The organism is Singulisphaera rosea (assembly GCF_054877945.1).
The window spans coordinates 244,636-264,126 of record NZ_JBTYIP020000011.1 but is presented as its reverse complement, the minus strand read 5'-3'; the positions used below and the strand labels follow the sequence as shown (position 1 = coordinate 264,126).

Here is a 19,491-nt window from a genome sequence, read left to right as displayed (position 1 = left end):
CGCTCGAGGATATCATGCGGAACCTCGCCCTCGCCTGGTTGGCCGTCGCGATTGTGGCCCCTGGGGCCAATGCCCAGGACGCCTCCGAGTCCGTCGTCGTCCCCGAGTCGATCGGGGCCGATGGGGTCCCCGGGGTTCCTCGCACGCTCGCGAAAACTCTGGCGCGATACCAGAACAGCCGGTCGGCAGCCTTCCAGGGGTGGACCGCCGACCGCCGCGAGATCCTGATCCTGACCCGGTTCGCGGATACGAACCAGGTCCATCGGGTCGCCTTCCCCGGCGGGGCGCGGACCCAGTTGACCTTCCTCGATGACCGGGTCCTGGGGGCATCTCCTCGGCCGGGGCACGACTCGTTCGTCTACGAGGCTGACGAGGGAGGGGCCGAGAATTACCAGCTCTTCCTCCAGGACGCCAAGACCGGCCATGCGACTCGGATCAGCGACGGCCGCTCGAGACACGTCCTGTCCGGGTGGTCGAACACGGGGAACTTCCTCGGCTGGAGCAGCAACGCGCGGAACGGCAAGGATATGGACCTGTACGTCATGTCCGCGACGGACCCGACCTCTCCCCGCCGGATCAAGGAGGTCTCGGGGAACTGGACGATCTCCGACTGGTCGCCGGACGACAAACACGTCGTGGCCATCGAGTCGATCTCGATCAACGAGAGCTACATCCACGTCATCGACGTGGCGACCGGGAAGGTCGACAGGCTCACCGATCGCCCTTCCGCCGGCGAGGAGACGGTCGCCTACTCCGACGTCCGCTGGTCGAAGGACGGCAAGGCGCTCTACGGCACGACCGACCGAGAGTCCGAGTTCCGCCGCCTCGTCCGCTATGACCTCGAGACGAAAGAGCTCGGCGTGATCTCGGCGTCGATCCCGTGGGATATCGACGCCTTCGAACTCTCCGACGACGGGCAGACGATCGTCGTGGTCGCGAACGAAGACGGCGTCTCTCGGCTCCACATCCTCGACACCCAGGGCCGCGAGCGTCCCGCCCCGCAACTCCCGCCCGGGCAGATCGGGGGGCTGAAGTTCCGTCGGGGGGCGAACGAGTTCGCCTTCCACCTGACCTCGGCCCGTTCCACATCCGACGTCTATTCCTACGACCTGGCCAGCAAGACCCTGGCCCGCTGGACGCAGAGCGAAACCGGCGGCCTCGACCCCGAAACCTTCGCCGAGCCCGAGTTGATCCGGTACCCGACATTCGACGGCCGCAAGATCCCGGCGTTCGTCTACCGCCCCGGCGCGAAGTTCTCGGGCCCTCGCCCGGTCCTGATCAATATCCACGGCGGGCCCGAGGGACAATACCGCCCCGCCTTCCTCGGCCGTGCCAACCAACTGATCGACGAGCTCGGGATCGCCTTGATCTATCCGAACGTGCGGGGGTCGTCGGGGTATGGGAAGTCGTACCTGAAGCTTGATAACGGCCGCCTGCGCGAAGACTCGGTCAAGGACATCGGGGCCCTTCTCGATTGGATCGCGACCCAGCCGAACCTTGATGCAACGCGAGTCGCGGTGATCGGCGGGTCGTACGGAGGGTACATGACATTAGCGTCGTTGACCCACTACAGCGACCGGCTCAAGGCGGGCATCGACATCGTCGGCATCTCGAACTTCGTCTCGTTCCTGCAAAATACCCAGGGATATCGCCGCGACCTCCGTCGCGCCGAGTACGGCGACGAACGCGACCCCGAGATTCGCAAGATCCTCGAGGCGATCTCGCCGTTGACGAACGCGGCCAAGATCGGCGTGCCGCTGCTCGTCGCCCAGGGGCAGAACGACCCGCGCGTCCCCGCCAGCGAGTCGCAGCAAATCGTCACCCGAGTCCGGCAGGGGGGAAAGCCCGTCTGGTATCTCGTCGGCAAGAACGAGGGTCACGGGTTCGCCAAGAAGGTCAACATGGATTACCTCCAGGCCGTCGAGGTCCTGTTCCTCCGCGAGTTCCTGCTCGGCGAGGAATCCAAGGGGTCTCGATGAGCGATTGACTTTCGAGTTGCATTTCATCATTACAAGCCCGAAGCGCAAGCGAGTGAATCTCTTTCGATTTCACACGGAGAAATTCACTCGCTTGCGCTTCGGGCTTGGAAAAAACCGTCCGGATGCCCCGTGGGGGGGAGTGCAACTCGGGCGTGATCGACTCCGTGCTGAGCGCATGACCAAACTACCCGTGGCTCGCGACGCCCGGGTGGCATCTCATCGGCCACGTGTGTACCTTGGCGAAGGGGTCTTCGTGCGATCTTGCGAGCGTTGCCAAGATCGGTCCAGACGAGGGAGTTCGTCCAAATGCCGAGAGCCATCCGACTACTGTTCCTCTTGCCGGGCCTCGCGGTCGTCCCGGTGACTCGAGTCTCGGCCGACGAACCGGTCAAGCCGATCCGTGCCCTGCTGATCACGGGCGGCTGTTGCCACGACTACACCAAGCAGAAGACGATCCTCTCGGAAGGGATCTCCGCGCGGGCGCCGGTCGTTTGGACGATCGTCCAGCAAGGCGGCACGACGACGAACACCAAGCTGCCGGTGTATGAGAACCCCGACTGGGCCAAGGGGTACGACATCGTCGTCCATAACGAATGCTTCTCCGATATCCCCGACCCCGCCTGGACGCAGCGGATCCTCAAGCCCCACAAGGAAGGGACGCCCGCCGTCGTGATCCACTGCGCGATGCACGGCTATCGCGACAAGACCGACGAGTGGTTCAAGTTCCTCGGCGTCACCTCGCACCGCCACGGCGCGACCTATCCCTTCAAGGTCGTGAACCTCGCCAAGGACAACCCGATCATGGCGGGCTTCGGCGACTCGTGGCAGACGGCGAACGGCGAGCTCTACCTGATCAGCAAGGTCTGGGACACCGCCACGCCGCTCGCCCACGCCCGGAGCCGGGATACGAACAAGGACGAGGTCTGCATCTGGACCAACGCCTACGGCAATAATACCCGGGTCTTCGGCACGACGGTCGGGCACCACAACGAGGAGATGTCGGACCCGGTCTTCCTGAACTACATCACGCGAGGACTGCTCTGGGCGGTCGGCAAGCTCGACGCCCAGCACCTGAAGGCGGCCGAGGCAAAGCCCGCAGGCCTCGTCCCGGAAAACCTCGCGCTCGGGAAGCCGGCGACGGCCTCGTCGACCGAGAACAACGCCCGAGGTCCCGATGCCGCAAATGACGGCGACCTCGATTCGCGGTGGTGCCCCGCCGACGCGAACGTCGGGCACTGGTGGCAGGTCGACCTGGGCAAGCCCGAGGACCTCACCGGCTGTCGGATCACCTGGGAAGCCGGCGACGTCGGCTATCGCTACAAGGTGGAAGGTTCGGCCGACGGCAAAACCTGGTCGCTCCTCTCGGACCAAACAGGGACCGACGCACGCGACCAGGAGCGCGCCCATCGTTTCCTCGGCAAAGGGATCCGCTACGTCCGCCTGACCGCGACCGGGCTCGAGTCCGGGCACTGGGCGAGCGCCTTCGAGGTCGAAGTCTTCGGCACCAAACTCGTCGCCGCGTCCTTGCCATCGACCCCGAACCGATCCGCGGGCGAGCGGGGGATCCTCCGCGGAGTCTCGGCGCCCGAGGGGTTCCAGGTCTCCGTCTTCGCCGCGCCTCCGGACGTCCGCTACCCGACCTGTCTGGCGACCACACCGAACGGCGAGGTCTACGTCGGGATCGACGAGAACGGCTCGATCGACGCCAAAGGGGGGCGGGGTCGGGTCGTCCGTTGCCTCGACGATGACGGCGACGGCAAGGCCGACCGCTTCAACGTCTTCGCCACGATGGACAGTCCGCGCGGGCTGATCGTCGATGGAAAAACGCTCTACGTGCTCCATCCCCCCGACCTCACCGCCTATCACGACGACAACGGCGACGGCGTCGCCGACCGTTCGGAAGACCTGGTCAAGGGGATCGGCTTCGACCTCAAGTTCCGGGGCGCCGACCACACGACGAACGGGATCCGGCTCGGGATCGACGGATGGATCTATGTGGCCGTCGGCGACTACGGTTTTCTCAAGGCCCAAGGAAAGGACGGCGGCCCGCTCCAGTTCCGAGGGGGCGGGGTCGTCCGGGTCCGGACCGACGGCACCGGCCTGGAGATCTACTCCCGAGGCCAGCGCAACATCTACGACGTCGCCATCGACCCGTCCATGAACATTTTTACCCGCGACAACACCAACGACGGCGGCGGCTGGGACGTCCGGCTCAGCCAGATCATCCCGACCGGCCAGTACGGCTACCCGTCGCTCTTCACCCGCTTCGCCGACGAGACGGTACGCCCGCTGGCCGACTACGGCGGCGGCTCTCCCACCGGCTCGCTCTACCTCCAGGACCCGGCCTACCCGAAGGGTTATGACGACACCCTCTACACCTGCGAGTGGGGCCGCAACGCCGTCTTCCGACACCCCCTGGAGCCCAAGGGGGCGGGGTTCTCGGCCAAGCAGGAGGCCTTCCTCGAGATGCCCCGGCCGACCGACATGGACATCGACGGCCGCTCGCGTCTTTATGTCTCCAGTTGGCGAGGGGGCGGATATACCTATGACAAGCCCGACGTCGGCTACGTGATCCGCGTCACGCCCCCCGCCGGGACTTCGGCCCCCTTCCCCGACCTCGCGAAGGCGACCGACGCCGCGCTCCTCGAATCGCTCTCCGCCCCCGGCCAGGTCCTCCGGCTCGCGGCCCAGCGCGAGATCCTCAAGCGAGGTCCCAAGCCCGCGTTCGCCCAGGGTCTCGAGACGCTCGCCGGATCCGAACGTCCCTTGCCAGCGCGGGTCGCGGCCGTCTTCACTCTTGGACTCCTGCAACGCGACGCCGACAACGCCCTGCTCCGCCTGGCCCACCGCGACGACCTCCGCGAGTTCGCCCTCCGCGCCCTCGCCGAACGTCCGGGTGACCACGCGTCACTCGCGTCGACCCCGTTCGAGGACGCCTTGCGCGACCCCAACCCTCGCGTCCGCCTCCAGGCTGTTGTCGGCCTCGGGCGGCTCGGCCGAGGAGATTCCGCGACGGCCATCGTGCCGCTTTCCGTCGACGACGACCCGCTCGTCGCCCACGCGGCGATCAACGTTCTGGTTGCGTTCCAGGCGATCGACCCTTGCCTCAAAGCGATCGACCCGAGCACTCCCAAGCTCATCCCGGGGGCCGTGCGCGTCCTCCAACGGTTGCACGACTCGCACACGGTCGAAGGCCTGATTGGCAAGCTCAACTCGAAGGGCGATGACGCAAGGCGGGCGTCCCTCAAGGCCCTGTGCCGGCTCTACTATCGCGAAGCCGACTGGGACGGAAAATGGTGGACGACCCGGCCTGATACGACGGGCCCTTACTACCAGCCCATCGCCTGGGACGAGACCGAGACGATCGGGCGCACGCTGCGAGCCGCCCTGGCCAACTCCGACGACTCGACCGCCCGCTGGCTCCTGGTCGAGCTGATCAAGCACGGCATCGACTTCAAGGAGTCGACGACCCGGGCCATGGCGCTCTCGGCCGGCGACCCCGCCCTGCGTTCGGTCGCGGTCGACATGGTCGCGAGCCGTGCCTCGCTCACGCCCGAGTCCGTCCGATTCCTCGGTTCGGTCGCCACTTCCGAGAAGTCGGAGCCGGCCCTCCGCGCGAAGTCGCTTCGCGGCCTGCTGCGTCACGTCGACCAGCCGGGCGTCCTCGACGCCGCGATCCCCGTTTTTGCGACGATCCACGCGCAAGAGGCCCCGAGTGCGGAGAGCCTGGGCGTCTTGAACGACTTCCTCTCCGACGGTCGCCAGGCGAAGGCTCCCGGCCCGTTCCTCAAGCTCGCCGCCGACCCGTCGCCGGACCGAAGCGCCCTGGGCTTCGCGGTCCTGCTCCGCGCCGAGACAAGCCCCCGCCTGCCCGCCTCCGCCCGGCCCGAGCTCCGCGAGACGATCGATCGTGCCTGGGATGACCCCGCCCTGCTCTCCCGTTTGCTTCGAGCGGTCGCCAGGACGCGTAACCCATCATACGCCCTCCAGGTCCGGGCGCACCTCGGCGACGCTTCGCCCGAGGTCCGCCACGCCGCCGAGGTCGCGGCCCGCGAGTTGAACCTGGTGTCGCAGACGAATGCCAAGGACGCGATCGCCCGGCTCCCCTACGACCAGGTCGTCTCCAAGGTCCAGGGCGTCAAGGGCGACCATACCCTCGGGGCCTCCCTCTTCCAGCGCCAGGGGTGTATCGCCTGCCACACCGTGACGCCCGGCGAGGCCCCCAAGGGCCCTTCCTTGCTCGGGATCTCGGCCCGTTACAATCGCGCCGAGCTCACCGAGTCGATCCTGAAACCGAGCGCGAAGATCTCGCAAGGCTTCGAGACCCAGAAGTTCGCCACGACGTCCGGCCAGACCGTCGAAGGCTTCGTCGTCCGCGAGTCGGGCGACGAGGTCGAGCTGCGAAACTCCACCGGCGCCGTGACCGTCCTCCCCAAGAAGGAGATCGATGAACGCGGCAAGACCGAGGCCTCCGTCATGCCCAACGGCCTGGCCGACCCGCTGTCCATCCCCGAGCTCGCCTCGCTCCTGAGCTACCTCGAGTCGCTCAAGGCGAATTAGGGCAGCGACCCGACATTGGGATACAATCCGCGACGGATCGGCCAGGGGATCGGAGAATTCATCAACACATGACACAGATGGACACAGATTGGAAATTCAATAAAAATCGCTAATTTATTGAATAATCTATCCGCGACAATCTGTGTCATCTGTTGATTTTTCTCTTTCCTTGTGTGATGCGTTCCCCCCCCATACGAAGGAGGGCAAGGCCGGATCGCCCTCCGGCGATGGAGGCCTTCGTCATGGTGCCCAATGGATGAGCGTTTCCACGCGGCGCAAACCCTCGTTGAATCCGGCGACGTCGAGGGCCTGCGGAAACGCCTGGGCCAAGATCCCGGGTTGGCAACGGCCCGGTCGGGATACAGCCACCCGACGCTCCTTCAATGCCTCGTGCTCACGATGCCGACGGTGGATTCCCTGGAATCCCTCATCGACCTCCTGGCCGACCACGGCGCCGAGTTGACCGGCCCGTTGATCGCGGCGAGCGGGATCGACAACCGGCGGGCGATCGTCGCCTTGCTCGACCGAGGCGCACAGATCGAAGGGAACAGTCGGTGGTCCCCCCTCGAGGAAGCTCTCTATTGGGGACACGAGGACGCCGTCGCGCTGCTCCTCGAACGCGGGGCCCGAATCAACAACCTGCGTACCGCCGCGGGACTCGGCGACAAGGCATGGATTGCGCGATGCTTCGACACTTCGGGCGCACTCACGCCGGCCGCCGGCGAGGTCGCCTCGCCGTTCGAGAGCCGGCCGATCCCGGAAGCAACCCGGCGCGACCCGCAACAGATCCTCGGGAACGCCCTGGTCTACGCCTCGGCCTGGGGCCGGACCGACGCGGCGACCGACCTGCTCGACCGTGGAGCCCCGATCAACCTCATCCCCGCCGGCTTTGATTACGCCGGGACGGCCCTCCACTACGCCGCGATTCGAGGGCGTCGGGAGATGGTCGACGTACTCCTGGAAAGGGGAGCCGACCCGAACGTCCGCGACGCCAAGATCGGCAAATGGCCCGAGGATTGGGCCGCGTTCGATGGCCACAGCGACCTCGCCGGATACCTCCAACAAGATCGCCAGGCTCGGGACTGATTCGTCTGCGTTTGCATCGGTCCCGCGATTTCCCGAGAATCCGGCCGAGGCCAAAATCCTTCGGCCTCGCGGACGAATCACCGCAGAGACATCGAAACTCACGCGAGACCAAAGCGATGGGCCTCTTCGGGATTTCCAAAGACGAGGCGTGGCGAGAGCTCAGCGAGCAGATCGGCGCGGAGTTCGTCGACGGAGGCTTCTGGAAAGGGAGCCTGGTGCAGGTCCGCGTCGGCCCCTGGATCATCACGCTCGACACCTACACGGTCTCGACCCAACACTCCCACACGACCTTCACCCGGATGCGTGCGCCGTATGTAAGCCCCGAGGGCTTCCGCTTCACGATCTATCGCAAAGGGCTCTTCAGCGAGCTCGGCAAGCTGCTGGGGATGCAAGATATCGACGTCGGCGACATGGAGTTCGACGACGCATTCATCATCAAAGGGAACAGCGAAAGCCGCGTCCAGGAGCTGTTCGCCGAGCCCGGCCTCCGCGCCCTCGTCGACGCCCAGCCGACGATCCACCTCGAGGTCAAGGACAGCGAAGGGTGGTTCGGCCCGAAGTTCCCCCCCGACGTCGACGAGCTCTGCTTCCATGTCGTCGGCGTGATCAAGGACAGGCATCGCCTCGAGGCGCTCTTTCGCCTCTTCGCCGCCATCCTCGAACGCCTCTGTCGGATCGGGTCGGCCGACAAGCAAGACCCGGGTGTCTTCCTCTGAGAACCTCGAATTCGGGGGGAAGCCAAGATCCTCACTTCGTGGCGCCGCCCCTCAATACAAGCCCGAAGCGCAAGCGAGTGAATCTTTTCTCATTTCTGCAATCGGATTCACTCGCTTGCGCTTCGGGCTTGTATGAAATCGTTCGGGAGGGCCGAGTGAAGGGCGAGACTTGAGGGTAATCCGCTCCGGCCTTCGCTGAGCGCGCGTACGCTCGACGGACGATCCACGAAGATCCGAGTCTCGCGCTTCGAGGCCTGCAATAATTAATTAATTAAGAAATGGATCAAGAAAGGTCGCGGGCGGAGGGGAGATCAAATCAAGAGCGAAGCCCTGCTCGATCGAAGCCACAGCGTTTTTTGAAGCGGTGGACCAAATCCGCGCTCTTGTTGGGCTTTCAAGACTCGGGAGTCTTCGGCTCCTTAACCTCGACCACTTCCTCGGACTTCTCATATCCGAGGCTGAGGAGGACCTCCAAGACCTCACTCCAGGTCGGGAACATCCGGCCGCTCTCCTCGCGATAGTCGCGGATCGCCTGGACGAATTCCCGGAGCTCATCCGACTGCCCCGAGGCCTCGGCCTGGCGCCCATCCTCGACGGAAGGAGGATTCGGGAGCGGGTCGGTCGAGGTCGAATTCTCCACGGGACTCGAGGCGAGTTCCGCGGCGGGAGGGTCGGGCGGGAGCGAACTCAGCCTCTCGGACATCACGGTTCTCCTCTGTAGCCGCAGCACCGCGGCAAGCCCTTCGAAAAGCCTCCTGCCATCAGAAGCCAGCTTTCCTATTGCCCCTACAACACCCACAATGAACCCAAACCAGGTCCGATTATGGATCGACCCCGCCTTGCAAAGCAAGGGAAATTTATAAGCTGGGCGGATTCTCCAAATTCTGCTGCCGGCGTTCAATCCGGGCGAATTAGGAGGATAGGGGAAAGGATTCGAAGAGGGGATGGAGAGGAGGTGCGCCTAATTTACGTCGCGACTGAGGACCGCACCCACCCAGCCGAGCCCCGGGACTTGCTCGACCACGGTCGGGCGATCGGCGATATCCAGAAGTTCCCACTCGGCATCGGTCCAGATCCGGACCCGGCAGACGGTCTCGCCGACGATGCAGAACATGGGCGCCGGCTTGGAAGGGGAGTCTTGCCTGTCGGTTCGCACTCGATGGAAGGGAGCCGTCATGTGAAGTATCCTTCTAGTGTGACGTGTGGCATCGTGCCGATTGGCGACGTGACAGCACCCGCCATTAGTAGCAACTGTCCCTGCGATCGTCCAGACTCCCCGCATTTTCGAGCGGTGCAACCCTGAGGGCCGGGCGATGTCCTCGTTTTCTCCGACACTCCTGGCTGATCCCCACCAGACTCTCACCGCGTGAGGATTTCACCACAAAGGCACAAAGGACACAAAGAAGAGGGGCCAGAGAGAACCAATCCTCTTCGGACCTGCTTTCGATGGTTCTTTGTGTCCTTTGTGCCTTTGTGGTGAAACCTTCTTCCGTCTAGCTCGACTGGCTGGTCATGTTGGCCAAGCCCGAGGCGATATCGGGCCGAGGCTCGAGTATAATCAGGGGGGGTAATTCCTTCGCCGGGTGGGGCCCCGGTCGGATCCATCAAGGAGAACGGAACGATGGCGGCGTCGCGGAACGCAGCGGACTATCAGACGTATCGCGGCTTGCCAAGTCTGGCCGGCCTGGCGACGGTCGCCGAGGCGGCTCGTCCCGGGCTTGGTGTCGAGGACTGCGTCTCGAGACTCAAGCGGTTCCATTACGCCCTCCGTCGGCTCCATGAAATCCTGACCGCGCGGATCACCGCCGAGCCGATTTACGAGTTGAAGACCGGGTTCTCCCACCACGCGTATCTCTGCTCGGAACACGTCGCGGCCCTTCGCGGTCGGATCGGCGAGATGCGCGAGCCGCCGCTCGGACTCGAGGTCGTCCCCGAGCCTTCGCTCGCAGTCGTCTTCGACGAGATCCTGAAGGCCCCGACGACGGGTGAGCTGCTCGTCGGCCTTTATGAGAAGGCGATGCCCTCGCTCGACCAGGCCCTCGCGCGATACCACTTGGAAACCAACCCGCTCACCGACGCCCCCTCGGTCCGGGTCTGTCGGTTCGCCCGGCTCGAGCTCGCGGACATGATCGAGTTCGGCCGCAAATGCCTCGCCTGCCTGGTCGACGACGAGGAACGGGCTCGGATGCAGTCGTGGCTCACGCTGCTGGACAACGGTTTCAATGCCGCCGGAGGGATCGACGGCGCATCGACGCCTTCGGGACAGCCCGTCGAGCGTCGATACTCGGCGACCCCCTACGTCTACGACCCGATCCCGAAGCGCGACGAGCGGTTCCAGGACCTGTACAACCAGGGGGTCAATCCCGAGGCCTTCCTGTACGACCCCGGCTTTGCGGACCGTCCCAAGACGCTGATGATGCTCTACAAGCGGCTCCGGGAGATCGACGTCCCGGAGATGATGGCGAGCATCATCGCCGAGACGAAGGGGGAGCCCTGGGAATACTACCGCGACATGAGCCGGCAGCTCTGGGACGAGGCGCGGCACGCGATGATGGGCGAGGTCGGCTTCGTCGCGCTCGGGGTCGACTGGACCCAGGCGAGGATCACCCACAACTGGTCGCTCCGTCTCAACACCGAATGCACCCCGATCGAGCGCCACGCCGTCCTCTACTACATCGAGCAAGGGTTGATGGCGAAGACCGGCAAGCGATTCGAGTGGGAGGTGGGCGTCCGCTCCGGCGACCCGCTGATGGCAACGATCCAGGACTTCGATTGGGCCGATGAGGTCCTCCACGCCGCGCTCGGGCGACGCTGGTACCTCCCGAGATTCGACGACCGCAAGCAGGCGATCGACTACGGCGACCAGTGCTGGTCCAAGATCGTGAGCAACTGGTCATCGGTCCTCGAGCAGGGACTCACCCGGCACGAGAACTGGTGGCCCTCGATCTACCGACAGGCCTGCGAGACCTGGCAGATCCCCGCCGACCCTCGGGTGCTCGCCTACTCGGTGACGTACGAAGCCCAGCGGGCCGACCTGAAGGCCGTCTCCGGGAGCGCCTGAGCCCCGACCCCGTGCCTCCGCATGCGTGCCCCGCGCGGCCCGTGTTCAGTCCTGCGGACTCGAGGAAGAAGACTTCGAGGGCGCTTCCGTTAGACCCTCGTCGCCGCGGCGGACTTGTCCCGAATCGCCCGGGGTGGCGGCGAGCGTGTGGTCGTCGACCTTACGCGAATGCGTCTTCGTCGAGGATCGAGATCGCGAGATGAGCTCGAGCAACACGTCGAAGTCGACCGGTTTGACCAGATGATAATCGAAGCCGGCTTCGGCCGAGCGCAGGCGATCCTCCTCCTGCCCGTATCCCGTGACCGCGACGAGCAGCACATCCTTGAGCCGGTTTTCGGCGCGGATCAATCGGGCGACCTGGTACCCGTCCAGCTTGGGAAGCCCGATGTCGAGGAGGACGGTCTGGGGTAAATGCTGGCGAGCCGCGTCGATGGCCTCCAGCCCTTCGAAGGCGATGTGGACGTCGTGCCCGAACATCGTGAGAAGGCTTGCGAGCCCCTGGGCCGACTCCACATTGTCGTCGACGACGAGCACGCGGGGTCCCTGCGCGACCACCTCGGACTTCGGCGAGGCACCCTCCTCGGCGATGGGGACCTCGGCCTCGATGAGCGGGAGACGGACGACGAATTCGCTCCCGAGCCCGGGGCCCTCGCTCGTCGCGGTCAGCGACCCGCCGTGCATCTCGGTCAAGGTCCGGGCCAGGGTGAGGCCGATCCCGAGGCCGCCTTGCGAACGGTCGAGCGTCTGTTCAACCTGGATGAACGGCTCGAAGATCTTGAGGAGCATCTCGGGGGTGATCCCCTCGCCGTTGTCTCGGATCTTGATCACGACGTCCGTGCCTTCGGGCTGGGCTTCGAGCGCGATCCGCCCGCCATCCTGCGTATACTTCGCCGCGTTCGTGAGCAGATTCACCAGGACCTGCTCCAGACGAGTCGCGTCGGCGTCGATGCGAAACGGGGTCTCCCCGATCGAAACCGAGAGTTGGTGGCCGCGGGCCTCGATCGAAGGCCGGGCGGATTCCACGGCACCCCGGACGATCGGCGCGAGCTCTCGGAGATCCTTCCTGAGCTGGATCTTCCCCCGGGTGATCCGGGAGATATCCAGGAGGTCGTCGATCAGTCGAGTGAGGTGGCCGACCTGCTGGCCGATCACGTCCTTGGCCCATTCGAGATGCTCGGTCTTCCCCGAACGTCGCGCGAGCTGGATCGCGTTGTTGATGGCGGAGAGGGGATTCCTGAGCTCGTGGGCGAGCATCGCCAGGAAGTCGTCCTTGCGACGATCGGCCTCCCGGAGCGCCTCCTCGGAGCGCTTCCGCTCGGTCATGTCGTGCATGACCTTGACGAACCCTCTGAGCTTGCCTGCTTCATCCAGGAGCGGGCGGACGACCCCACTGCCCCAGAACCGCTCGCCCCCTTTGCGGACATGCCAGCGCTCGCCTTCGGCCCGACCTTCGGACGAGGCCTGGGCGATCTCCCGCTCGGGGAGGCCCGCACCGAGGTCCTCGGGCGTGAAGATCAGGTCGCCGGGCCTCCCGAGGATCTCCGCCTCGCGATAGCCGAGGACTCGCTCCGCCCCCTTGTTCCAACCGGAGACGCGGCCGTCGAGGTCGATCGTGATGATGGCGTAGTCGTGCACGCTCTCAAGGATCAGCCGGTGGCGTTCTTCGCTCTCACGCAACGCCTGCTCGGCCCGACGCCGCTCGGTCCGCTCCCGGGCCTCGGCGATCGCCCGCGAGACGGCGGGCGCGAGTCGGTCGAGCCTCTGTTTGAGGACATAGTCGGTCGCCCCACGCTTGAGGGACTCGATGGCCACATCTTCCCCGAGGCCGCCGGAGACGAACACGAACGGGATGAGCGGCCAGCGCTCGTGCGCCAGCTCCAGCGCCGTGAGGCCGTCGAACGAGGGCAAGGAGTAGTCGGCGAGGATGACGTCGTACGCCTTGGTCTCCAACTCCGCGACGAAGGCCTCGCGGGTCTCGACCCGGACGATCTCGTGTTCGATCCCCCCCTTGGTCAGCCGGGCCCGCGCGAGGTCGGCGTCGAGGAGGCTATCTTCAAGCAGGAGGATCCGGATGGCTGACATCGTCCATTCCCTTGTCACGGAGGCGTTCCCTCAACCCCGTTTCGGCTTGGCGCTGCCGGGAGGGGGTTCATTGAGCACGGCCCAGAAGATCCCCAACTCCTGGATCCCATCCAGGAATTCTTTGAAGCCGACCGGCTTGACCACGTAGGCGTTCACCCCCAGCTTGTAACTCCGCAGCAGGTCCTTCTCCTCGCGTGATGAGGTGAGCATCACCACGGGGACGGCCTGTAAGTTGGGGTCGCCCTTGATCTTCTCGAGGACTTGCAAACCGTCGACCTTGGGCAGCTTCAGGTCCAGGAGGATCACGGCCGGGTTGCCCCGAGCTCGCCCCTCGTACGCCCCTTGACAATACAGGTAATCCAACGCCTCGGCACCGTCGCGGATGGTGATGACTTCATTGGCGAGGTGGGTCCTCGCCAGCGCGACGAGCGTGAGCTCGAGGTCTCTCGGATTGTCCTCCACGAGCAGGATGGGTTTGAGCATCGTCACTCCTCGGCCACTTGCGAGAAGTCGTCTCGGTCCGACGTGGCCGCGTCGGGGAGTGTGAAGAAGAAGGTCGCACCCACGTCCAACATCCCTTCAGCCCAGGCCCGCCCGCCGTGGCGTTCGACGATCCGGCGCACGTTCGCCAATCCGATCCCCGTCCCTTCGTATTCCTCCATGCGGTGGAGTCTCTGGAAGACTCCGAACAATTTATCAACATATTTCATGTCGAAGCCGGTCCCGTTGTCCTTCACGTAGAAGAGGGTCTCCCCGTCGCGGGGCTCGCTGCCGACCTCCACCACGGCCTCGTCGCGACCCCTCGTGAACTTCAGCGCGTTGGACAGGAGGTTCCGCACGGCCAGGCGCGTCATGATCGGGTCGCAATAGACCCACGGTAGCTCGCCGATCGTCCAGCGGACGTCCCGCCCAACCGCCTCGGACATCACATCCCGCCTCGCCTCCTCGACCAGTTGGCCCATGTCACAGGCCACGGGGTGGATCGCCGTCCGACCCATGTGCGAGAACGCGAGGAGGTTGTCGACCAGGATCCCCGCGTACTGGGCCGATTCGATGATCGTGCCCACGAATCGCCGGCCCGTCTCGCTCAACTGATCCTCTTCGAGCAGGAGCTCGGAGTAGCCCAGGATGTGGCGGAACGGGGCCCGAAGGTCGTGCGAGACCGAGTACGAGAACGCCTCGAGCTCTCGGTTGCTCCGCTTCAGCTCGGCATTGAGCTCCGCGAGCTCTTCCGCCTTGCGGAGCACGATGCCGACGACCGCGTTGCGGAACTCGGTCGCCGTGTCGAGCTCGCTCTGTCGCCAAGGGAGGCAGTGGAGCCGGACGATCTCGCGCCAGTCCGCGAAGCTCTTCCTCGGATGGATCCGCCCCCCCATCTCTTCGTGGGCCCTGCGGGGGTCTCCCCCCCACTCCACGGTCGTGAGGACCTCGGGCCGGAACCAGAGGAGATAGCTGCGGTGCAACTTCGAGATCGAGATCGCCAGGACCCCGCTCGCCTTGTCCTTGTAGGCCTCGGAGCCCGAAATCACCCCCGGGAGCGATTCGGTGCTGTAGACGTCGCGTCGTGCGGCTTCCGACGACAACCAGTTGACGAGCCGCAAGACGTCCGGCTCCTCCGGCGTGAGGCCAAGCCGGGTACACTTCCCCGCGAAGACGATCGCCGCCCCTTCCGCCGAGGTCAGCTCGAGCAACGTTGCCGAGTGCTTGGCGAGGCCGGTGACAAAGTCGTCCTCGTTGGCCATCAGCTCCAGCAGCTTCGTCTGGGTCGATTTGAGCTTGATCCGATACTCATATTCGGCGTTGTGCAGCTTGGCGGCCATCTGCAGCGAGAGGACCTGGCCGAGGAAGTCGCAGGCCGTGCGGATCTCGAACGAGACCATCCGGGGCGTGCTGTGGTGGCACGAGATCAGCCCCCACAACTGCCCGTCGCGGAGGATCGAGATCGACATCGACGCCGCGGTCTTCATGTTCCGCATGTACTCGACGTGGACCTGCGAGACGCTCCTCAATCCCGAGAACGTCAAGTCCAACGGCCGGCGCGTCTTCGGGTTGTTCGTCGGGATCAGCGGGACGGGCGTGTAGTCCGCATCGACGATCAAGCGAAGGCGATTCCGCTTGTAGAGCTCACGGGCCTGCTTGGGGATGTCCGTGGCGGGGAAGCGATGGTTCAGATACGAGGGGAGGGCCTCGCCGTCCCGCTTCTCGGCGATCACGGTCCCGTTCCCGTCCTCGTCGAACCGATAGATCAGGACGCGCTCGAAGCCCGTGATCCGCTGGACTTCATCGACCGCGAGCTGGCCAAGGTCCTCGATGGTCGCGGCCGCTTCCATGCTCGCGACGGAGGTCCGGATCAACGGGTAGAGGTTCGGGAACGTCATCGGCTCGAGCGAGCTCATCTCCTCGAGCTCGAGGATCATCACGCCGTCATTGCGGTGCGCGATGGCCCCAAACGTCCGGGTTTGCCCCGGTTTCCCGAGGTCGACCGCCCCGAGATAGAGCGGCTCGTGGTCGAGGGAGGGGTGCGCCAGCCAGCCCCGAAGCTGGGTCCCGGGGCCCGCGCCAAAGACCTCGTCGAGGGGCTGTCCCAGGACCGATTCCGGATCTTTGCCGAGTTCCTCGCGGAGATTCTCGCTCACCTGGAGGACGGCCCCGAGCGAGTCGAGGACCATCAGAAGCCCGAAAGGCTGAATACTCCCGGGGTGGTGGATCGGCTCGCGATCGCAAGAATTCAGGTCGAGATCTTCGTGTCGGATGGTCGCCGTTCGTGCCATGGCCCCAAGCGCGTCTCCTCGGTGCGAGATACCTGCGGCCAAGGCTAACAAGAGGGAGTCGCGCACAGCAATGCTTTCTCACTTGATTGCGCGCGACGTCCCCCGCCGACGGAACGACCAGGGCGCCCGACCTCCGATCCTCGCGGAGGAAATCCGGCACGCCGTCGGACAGCTCGAGGATCGTCCCCGGCCTTGGAGGATCCCCGCACGTCCGTCTCACAGCCTCGGCGAGCGGCCCGGATCGGACACTCCCGCCATGAAATGGGAACACGCAAACGTCATGCCCATGCAATTCATAAATCACCGGACGAATCTTCCACCACGGAGGCAGCAAGGCACAAAGGGGCGAATCCCGAAGGGTCGGTCACCCTCCGGGCTTTCGCCCGAATCTCTTCGCGTTTTCGTGGCGAACCGTCCCCCGAGTTTAGCGCCTCGCCGCCGCGCCGCTGACGAGGCGTGAGGTGATCTCGGCGACGTGCCGGCCCTGGAACCGGGCGATCGCCAGCTCGTTCTCGCTGGGACGTCGGCTTCCGTCGGCCCCCGCGAGCGTCGTCGCCCCGTAGGGCGTCCCCCCCGTGACCTGGTCCATGGCGACGAGTCGTGGCTCCGAGTACGGGACGCCCACGATGATCATCCCTTGGTGAAGGAGCGTCGTGTGGAAGCTCGTGATCGTCGTCTCCTGACCGCCGTGCTGGCTCGCGGTGCTCGCGAAGACGCTCCCGACCTTGCCGACCAACGCCCCGGAGAGCCAGAGCTTGGTCGTGCGGTCTAAAAATTGTCTCATTTGTGCACACATATTGCCAAAGCGCGTCGGCGTCCCGAAGAGGATCGCGTCGGCCTCGGCGAGCTGGTCGGGCTCGATCACGGGGACATGTGCAAACCGGGCACGAGCCGCCTTCGCCCCGGTCCGCTCCAACGCCTCGTCGGGGACGAGCTCGGGGACCTGGTAGAGCGCAACCTCGGCCCCGTCGACCTGCCTCGCCCCCTCGGCGATCGCTTCGGCCATTTGATAGATATGGCTATACATGCTGTAGAAAACGACTTGAACCTTCATGACGTTCGGCCCCGGAGGAACGGGAAATGCCACGACCGGCCTCGCCCCGAATAGCGTGGCCAAGCCGGCCCCCGAGGACAAGCCCCGGGCGTGAAGTTCGACACTCCTCGCGGATCCCCACCGGACTCTCACCGCGCGATGATTTAACCACGAAGACACAAAGGACACATTATGAGGAGGAGCTCGAGAGCCCGAATCCTCTTCGGACATGCTTATGGATATCCTTTGTTTCCTTCGTGGTGAAGCCTTCTTCCGTCTCGGGCCCGGAGGGGATCAGCGAGCAGAGTCTGAAGTTCGGTCGAGTCTCCCGAAGGCGACCCGGCCCGGCCCGCCCTCGAGAGGTTCGAGGAAGGGCCGGGCCCGTCGACTCCCGGTCAGGCGAGGTCGAACAGCAGCGCCTCGGACGCCTCCGATGCCCGGATCGAGAGCGCGAGTTCGTCGCTGACCGCGGCCCCGTCCCCCGCCTCGAGCGCCAGCCCGTTCAGGTCGAGCCGCCCCCTCAAAACCTGGAGCCAGGCATGACGACCGGGCTCGATCGCATGAGCGACCTCGTGCCCTTCGTCGAGCGTGGAGAGATAGAGCCGGGCGTCCTGCCGGATCGTGAGCGACCCGTCGCTCCCGTCCGGCGAAGCGACCAGCCGCAACCGGTTGTGGCGCTCGCCCTCGGGGAATTCCTTCTGCTCATAGCTCGGCTCCAGCCCTTCACGCTCGGGGAACAACCAGATCTGGTACAGATGCACCGGATCGGTCGACGACGCGTTGAACTCGCTGTGCGTGATCCCCGTGCCGGCGGTCATCCTCTGCAACTCGCCCGGCCGGATCACGCTCCCGGTCCCCAGGCTGTCCTTGTGGGCCAGGCCCCCTTCGAGGACGTAGGTCACGATCTCCATGTCCTCGTGCGGATGCGTCCCGAACCCCTGGTTCGGCTGGACCCAGTCCTCATTGATGACGCGGAGGGACCGGAAGCCCATCGCCCGAGAATCTTGATAACGCCCGAACGAGAAGGTGTGGTACGTGTTCAGCCAGCCGTGGTCGAAATGGCCGCGCTCGGACGACTTGCGAATCCGGATCATCGTTGCCTCTATTGTTGACAGAGATTTTGTTGACGTATCAACTAATACAGTTAAAGAAAAGGCAGGCCAAAGTCTGCCCCGAAACCCGGTTTTTCCTTAAAAACTGGGTTTCTGACGCGGTCAATGCCGACGTCCCCTTTTCGGGATCGCGCCGTCTCCTGGCACAGAAACCCGGTTTTTAAGAAAAAACCGGGTTTCGGGCACCGCTCATCCCCCGCCCTTGGCCTGGGCCGACTGTCGGGCCTTTTCGAGCAAGCGGGAGAGTTGCTGGAGCTCGGCCGAGCTCATGTGCCCGACGAGCGTGAGATGCAGCGCCTCGACCGGACGATCGAGTCGGCCGAGCAGGTCGAGGGCCTTGGGGGTGATCGCCACGTAGATGACGCGGCGATCCTCCTTGGAGCGTTCCCGACACACCAACTCGAGCGACTCCAATCGGTCGATCAGGCCCGTGATCCCCGGGACGGCCGCGAGCAGCCGGGTCGCCACCTCGAGGATCGGCAACGGCTGCCCCTCCCCCCGGAGGATCCGCAACACGTTGTACTGCGACGAGGTGAGCCCGAACTCGCGGAAGAGGCGAGAGAAGCAGATCTGAAGCCGGTCGGACGTCCGGAACAGGTTGAGCATCGCCTCCTGCTCGAGAGAGTCGAACGGCTTCTTCTTCTTCAACTCTTCCTGCAATCGCCCTCCCGACATGAACAGGCCACCTCCCGGCGTTGCGTCACAGCTCAATCGACACACCGATAGTTTACACGTCAACTAATGGCATGTCAAGCGATCCCTGCCGGATCAGGAAAGAAGAAAGAGCGGGGCAGGAGTGCCCCGCCTGATATGGTTGTCGTCGCAAATTTCCTGACCGCTGGTACTTACAAAAAGCCCATTAATTCGTTAGCGGCAAGGCGTACCGGAGGGCGGGAAATTGGCCCGAAAACCAGAGTGATTAAGATGGTTGCGTCGCAGAGACACCGCTGTAACCAGGGATCTCTCCGCGACGCAACCATCCACTCTATCGGAGGAATAGGCTCCGCCTTATGAGCGTGCGGGGGACTCCTGCCCCGCTCCCATCATCCCCCGGTGGGCGGGGCACTCCTGCCCCGTACGCCTTTTATCCT

13 protein-coding genes are annotated in these 19,491 nt (G+C 64.9%); 5 read left to right on the top strand and 8 right to left on the bottom strand.

Going from position 1 to position 19,491, the window contains the following annotated elements; genetic code table 11:
• The first annotated feature begins 14 nt into the window (after positions 1-14).
• The 4 genes from ACYOEI_RS20135 to ACYOEI_RS20120 all read left to right on the top strand — a co-directional run bounded on the left by ACYOEI_RS20135 (position 15) and on the right by ACYOEI_RS20120 (position 8,341).
• The gene (locus tag ACYOEI_RS20135; protein ID WP_462851352.1) at positions 15-1,979 is read left to right on the top strand and encodes a S9 family peptidase; all 1,965 of its coding nucleotides are present in this window, start codon (positions 15-17) and stop codon (positions 1,977-1,979) included.
• Positions 1,980-2,285: 306 nt separating this feature from the next.
• Entirely contained in the window at positions 2,286-6,539 is a 4,254-nt protein-coding gene (locus ACYOEI_RS20130; RefSeq protein WP_462851351.1) for a DUF7133 domain-containing protein, read from the top strand.
• Positions 6,540-6,791: 252 nt separating this feature from the next.
• Positions 6,792-7,625 carry an ankyrin repeat domain-containing protein gene (locus ACYOEI_RS20125; RefSeq protein ID WP_462851350.1) on the top strand — a complete coding sequence of 278 codons (834 nt, stop codon included), beginning with the start codon at positions 6,792-6,794 and terminating at the stop codon, positions 7,623-7,625.
• A 116-nt stretch (positions 7,626-7,741) separates the two neighbouring features.
• Positions 7,742-8,341 carry a DUF3137 domain-containing protein gene (locus ACYOEI_RS20120; RefSeq protein WP_462851349.1) on the top strand — a complete coding sequence of 200 codons (600 nt, stop codon included), beginning with the start codon at positions 7,742-7,744 and terminating at the stop codon, positions 8,339-8,341.
• Between the two features lie 394 nt (positions 8,342-8,735).
• Here the strand turns inward: ACYOEI_RS20120 and ACYOEI_RS20115 are convergent, their stop codons facing one another.
• Together ACYOEI_RS20115 and ACYOEI_RS20110 are read right to left on the bottom strand one after the other, a co-directional pair.
• Complete coding sequence (locus tag ACYOEI_RS20115) at positions 8,736-9,044, bottom strand: hypothetical protein (protein ID WP_462851348.1); 309 nt, start codon at positions 9,042-9,044, stop codon at positions 8,736-8,738.
• 258 nt (positions 9,045-9,302) lie between these two features.
• Positions 9,303-9,518 carry a hypothetical protein gene (locus ACYOEI_RS20110; RefSeq protein ID WP_462851347.1) on the bottom strand — a complete coding sequence of 72 codons (216 nt, stop codon included), beginning with the start codon at positions 9,516-9,518 and terminating at the stop codon, positions 9,303-9,305.
• A 444-nt stretch (positions 9,519-9,962) separates the two neighbouring features.
• Between ACYOEI_RS20110 and ACYOEI_RS20105 the strand changes: the two genes are divergently transcribed.
• Positions 9,963-11,402 (top strand): hypothetical protein, encoded by a 1,440-nt coding sequence (locus ACYOEI_RS20105; RefSeq protein ID WP_462851346.1) that lies wholly within the window; start codon positions 9,963-9,965, stop codon positions 11,400-11,402.
• Between the two features lie 45 nt (positions 11,403-11,447).
• Here ACYOEI_RS20105 and ACYOEI_RS20100 read toward each other — a convergent pair whose 3' ends face one another.
• The 6 genes from ACYOEI_RS20100 to ACYOEI_RS20075 all read right to left on the bottom strand — a co-directional run bounded on the left by ACYOEI_RS20100 (position 11,448) and on the right by ACYOEI_RS20075 (position 19,075).
• Entirely contained in the window at positions 11,448-13,484 is a 2,037-nt protein-coding gene (locus ACYOEI_RS20100) for a hybrid sensor histidine kinase/response regulator (RefSeq protein ID WP_462851345.1), read from the bottom strand.
• 30 nt (positions 13,485-13,514) lie between these two features.
• Entirely contained in the window at positions 13,515-13,967 is a 453-nt protein-coding gene (locus ACYOEI_RS20095) for a response regulator (RefSeq protein WP_462851344.1), read from the bottom strand.
• A 2-nt stretch (positions 13,968-13,969) separates the two neighbouring features.
• Positions 13,970-16,255, bottom strand: a complete 2,286-nt coding sequence (locus tag ACYOEI_RS20090; RefSeq protein ID WP_462851343.1) for an ATP-binding protein — start codon at positions 16,253-16,255, stop codon at positions 13,970-13,972.
• Positions 16,256-16,679: 424 nt separating this feature from the next.
• Positions 16,680-17,309 carry an NAD(P)H:quinone oxidoreductase gene (gene wrbA / locus ACYOEI_RS20085; RefSeq protein WP_462851342.1) on the bottom strand — a complete coding sequence of 210 codons (630 nt, stop codon included), beginning with the start codon at positions 17,307-17,309 and terminating at the stop codon, positions 16,680-16,682.
• A 374-nt stretch (positions 17,310-17,683) separates the two neighbouring features.
• A complete protein-coding gene (locus ACYOEI_RS20080) occupies positions 17,684-18,382 on the bottom strand; it encodes a pirin family protein (RefSeq protein ID WP_462851341.1) in 699 nt (232 codons plus the stop codon).
• A gap of 207 nt (positions 18,383-18,589) precedes the next feature.
• Complete coding sequence (locus ACYOEI_RS20075) at positions 18,590-19,075, bottom strand: MarR family winged helix-turn-helix transcriptional regulator (protein WP_462851340.1); 486 nt, start codon at positions 19,073-19,075, stop codon at positions 18,590-18,592.
• Positions 19,076-19,491: the final 416 nt, after the last annotated feature.

Excerpts from the sequence above, each read along its gene's own strand:
- ACYOEI_RS20120 (WP_462851349.1), top strand. The coding sequence starts at position 7,742 with ATGGGCCTCTTCGGGATTTCCAAAGACGAGGCGTGGCGAGAGCTCAGC.
- ACYOEI_RS20095 (WP_462851344.1), bottom strand. The coding sequence starts at position 13,967 with ATGCTCAAACCCATCCTGCTCGTGGAGGACAATCCGAGAGACCTCGAG.
- ACYOEI_RS20105 (WP_462851346.1), top strand. The coding sequence starts at position 9,963 with ATGGCGGCGTCGCGGAACGCAGCGGACTATCAGACGTATCGCGGCTTG.
- ACYOEI_RS20075 (WP_462851340.1), bottom strand. The coding sequence starts at position 19,075 with ATGTCGGGAGGGCGATTGCAGGAAGAGTTGAAGAAGAAGAAGCCGTTC.
- ACYOEI_RS20125 (WP_462851350.1), top strand. The coding sequence starts at position 6,792 with ATGGATGAGCGTTTCCACGCGGCGCAAACCCTCGTTGAATCCGGCGAC.
- ACYOEI_RS20110 (WP_462851347.1), bottom strand. The coding sequence starts at position 9,518 with ATGACGGCTCCCTTCCATCGAGTGCGAACCGACAGGCAAGACTCCCCT.
- ACYOEI_RS20090 (WP_462851343.1), bottom strand. The coding sequence starts at position 16,255 with ATGGCACGAACGGCGACCATCCGACACGAAGATCTCGACCTGAATTCT.
- ACYOEI_RS20080 (WP_462851341.1), bottom strand. The coding sequence starts at position 18,382 with ATGATCCGGATTCGCAAGTCGTCCGAGCGCGGCCATTTCGACCACGGC.
- ACYOEI_RS20100 (WP_462851345.1), bottom strand. The coding sequence starts at position 13,484 with ATGTCAGCCATCCGGATCCTCCTGCTTGAAGATAGCCTCCTCGACGCC.
- wrbA (WP_462851342.1), bottom strand. The coding sequence starts at position 17,309 with ATGAAGGTTCAAGTCGTTTTCTACAGCATGTATAGCCATATCTATCAA.
- ACYOEI_RS20130 (WP_462851351.1), top strand. The coding sequence starts at position 2,286 with ATGCCGAGAGCCATCCGACTACTGTTCCTCTTGCCGGGCCTCGCGGTC.
- ACYOEI_RS20115 (WP_462851348.1), bottom strand. The coding sequence starts at position 9,044 with ATGTCCGAGAGGCTGAGTTCGCTCCCGCCCGACCCTCCCGCCGCGGAA.
- ACYOEI_RS20135 (WP_462851352.1), top strand. The coding sequence starts at position 15 with ATGCGGAACCTCGCCCTCGCCTGGTTGGCCGTCGCGATTGTGGCCCCT.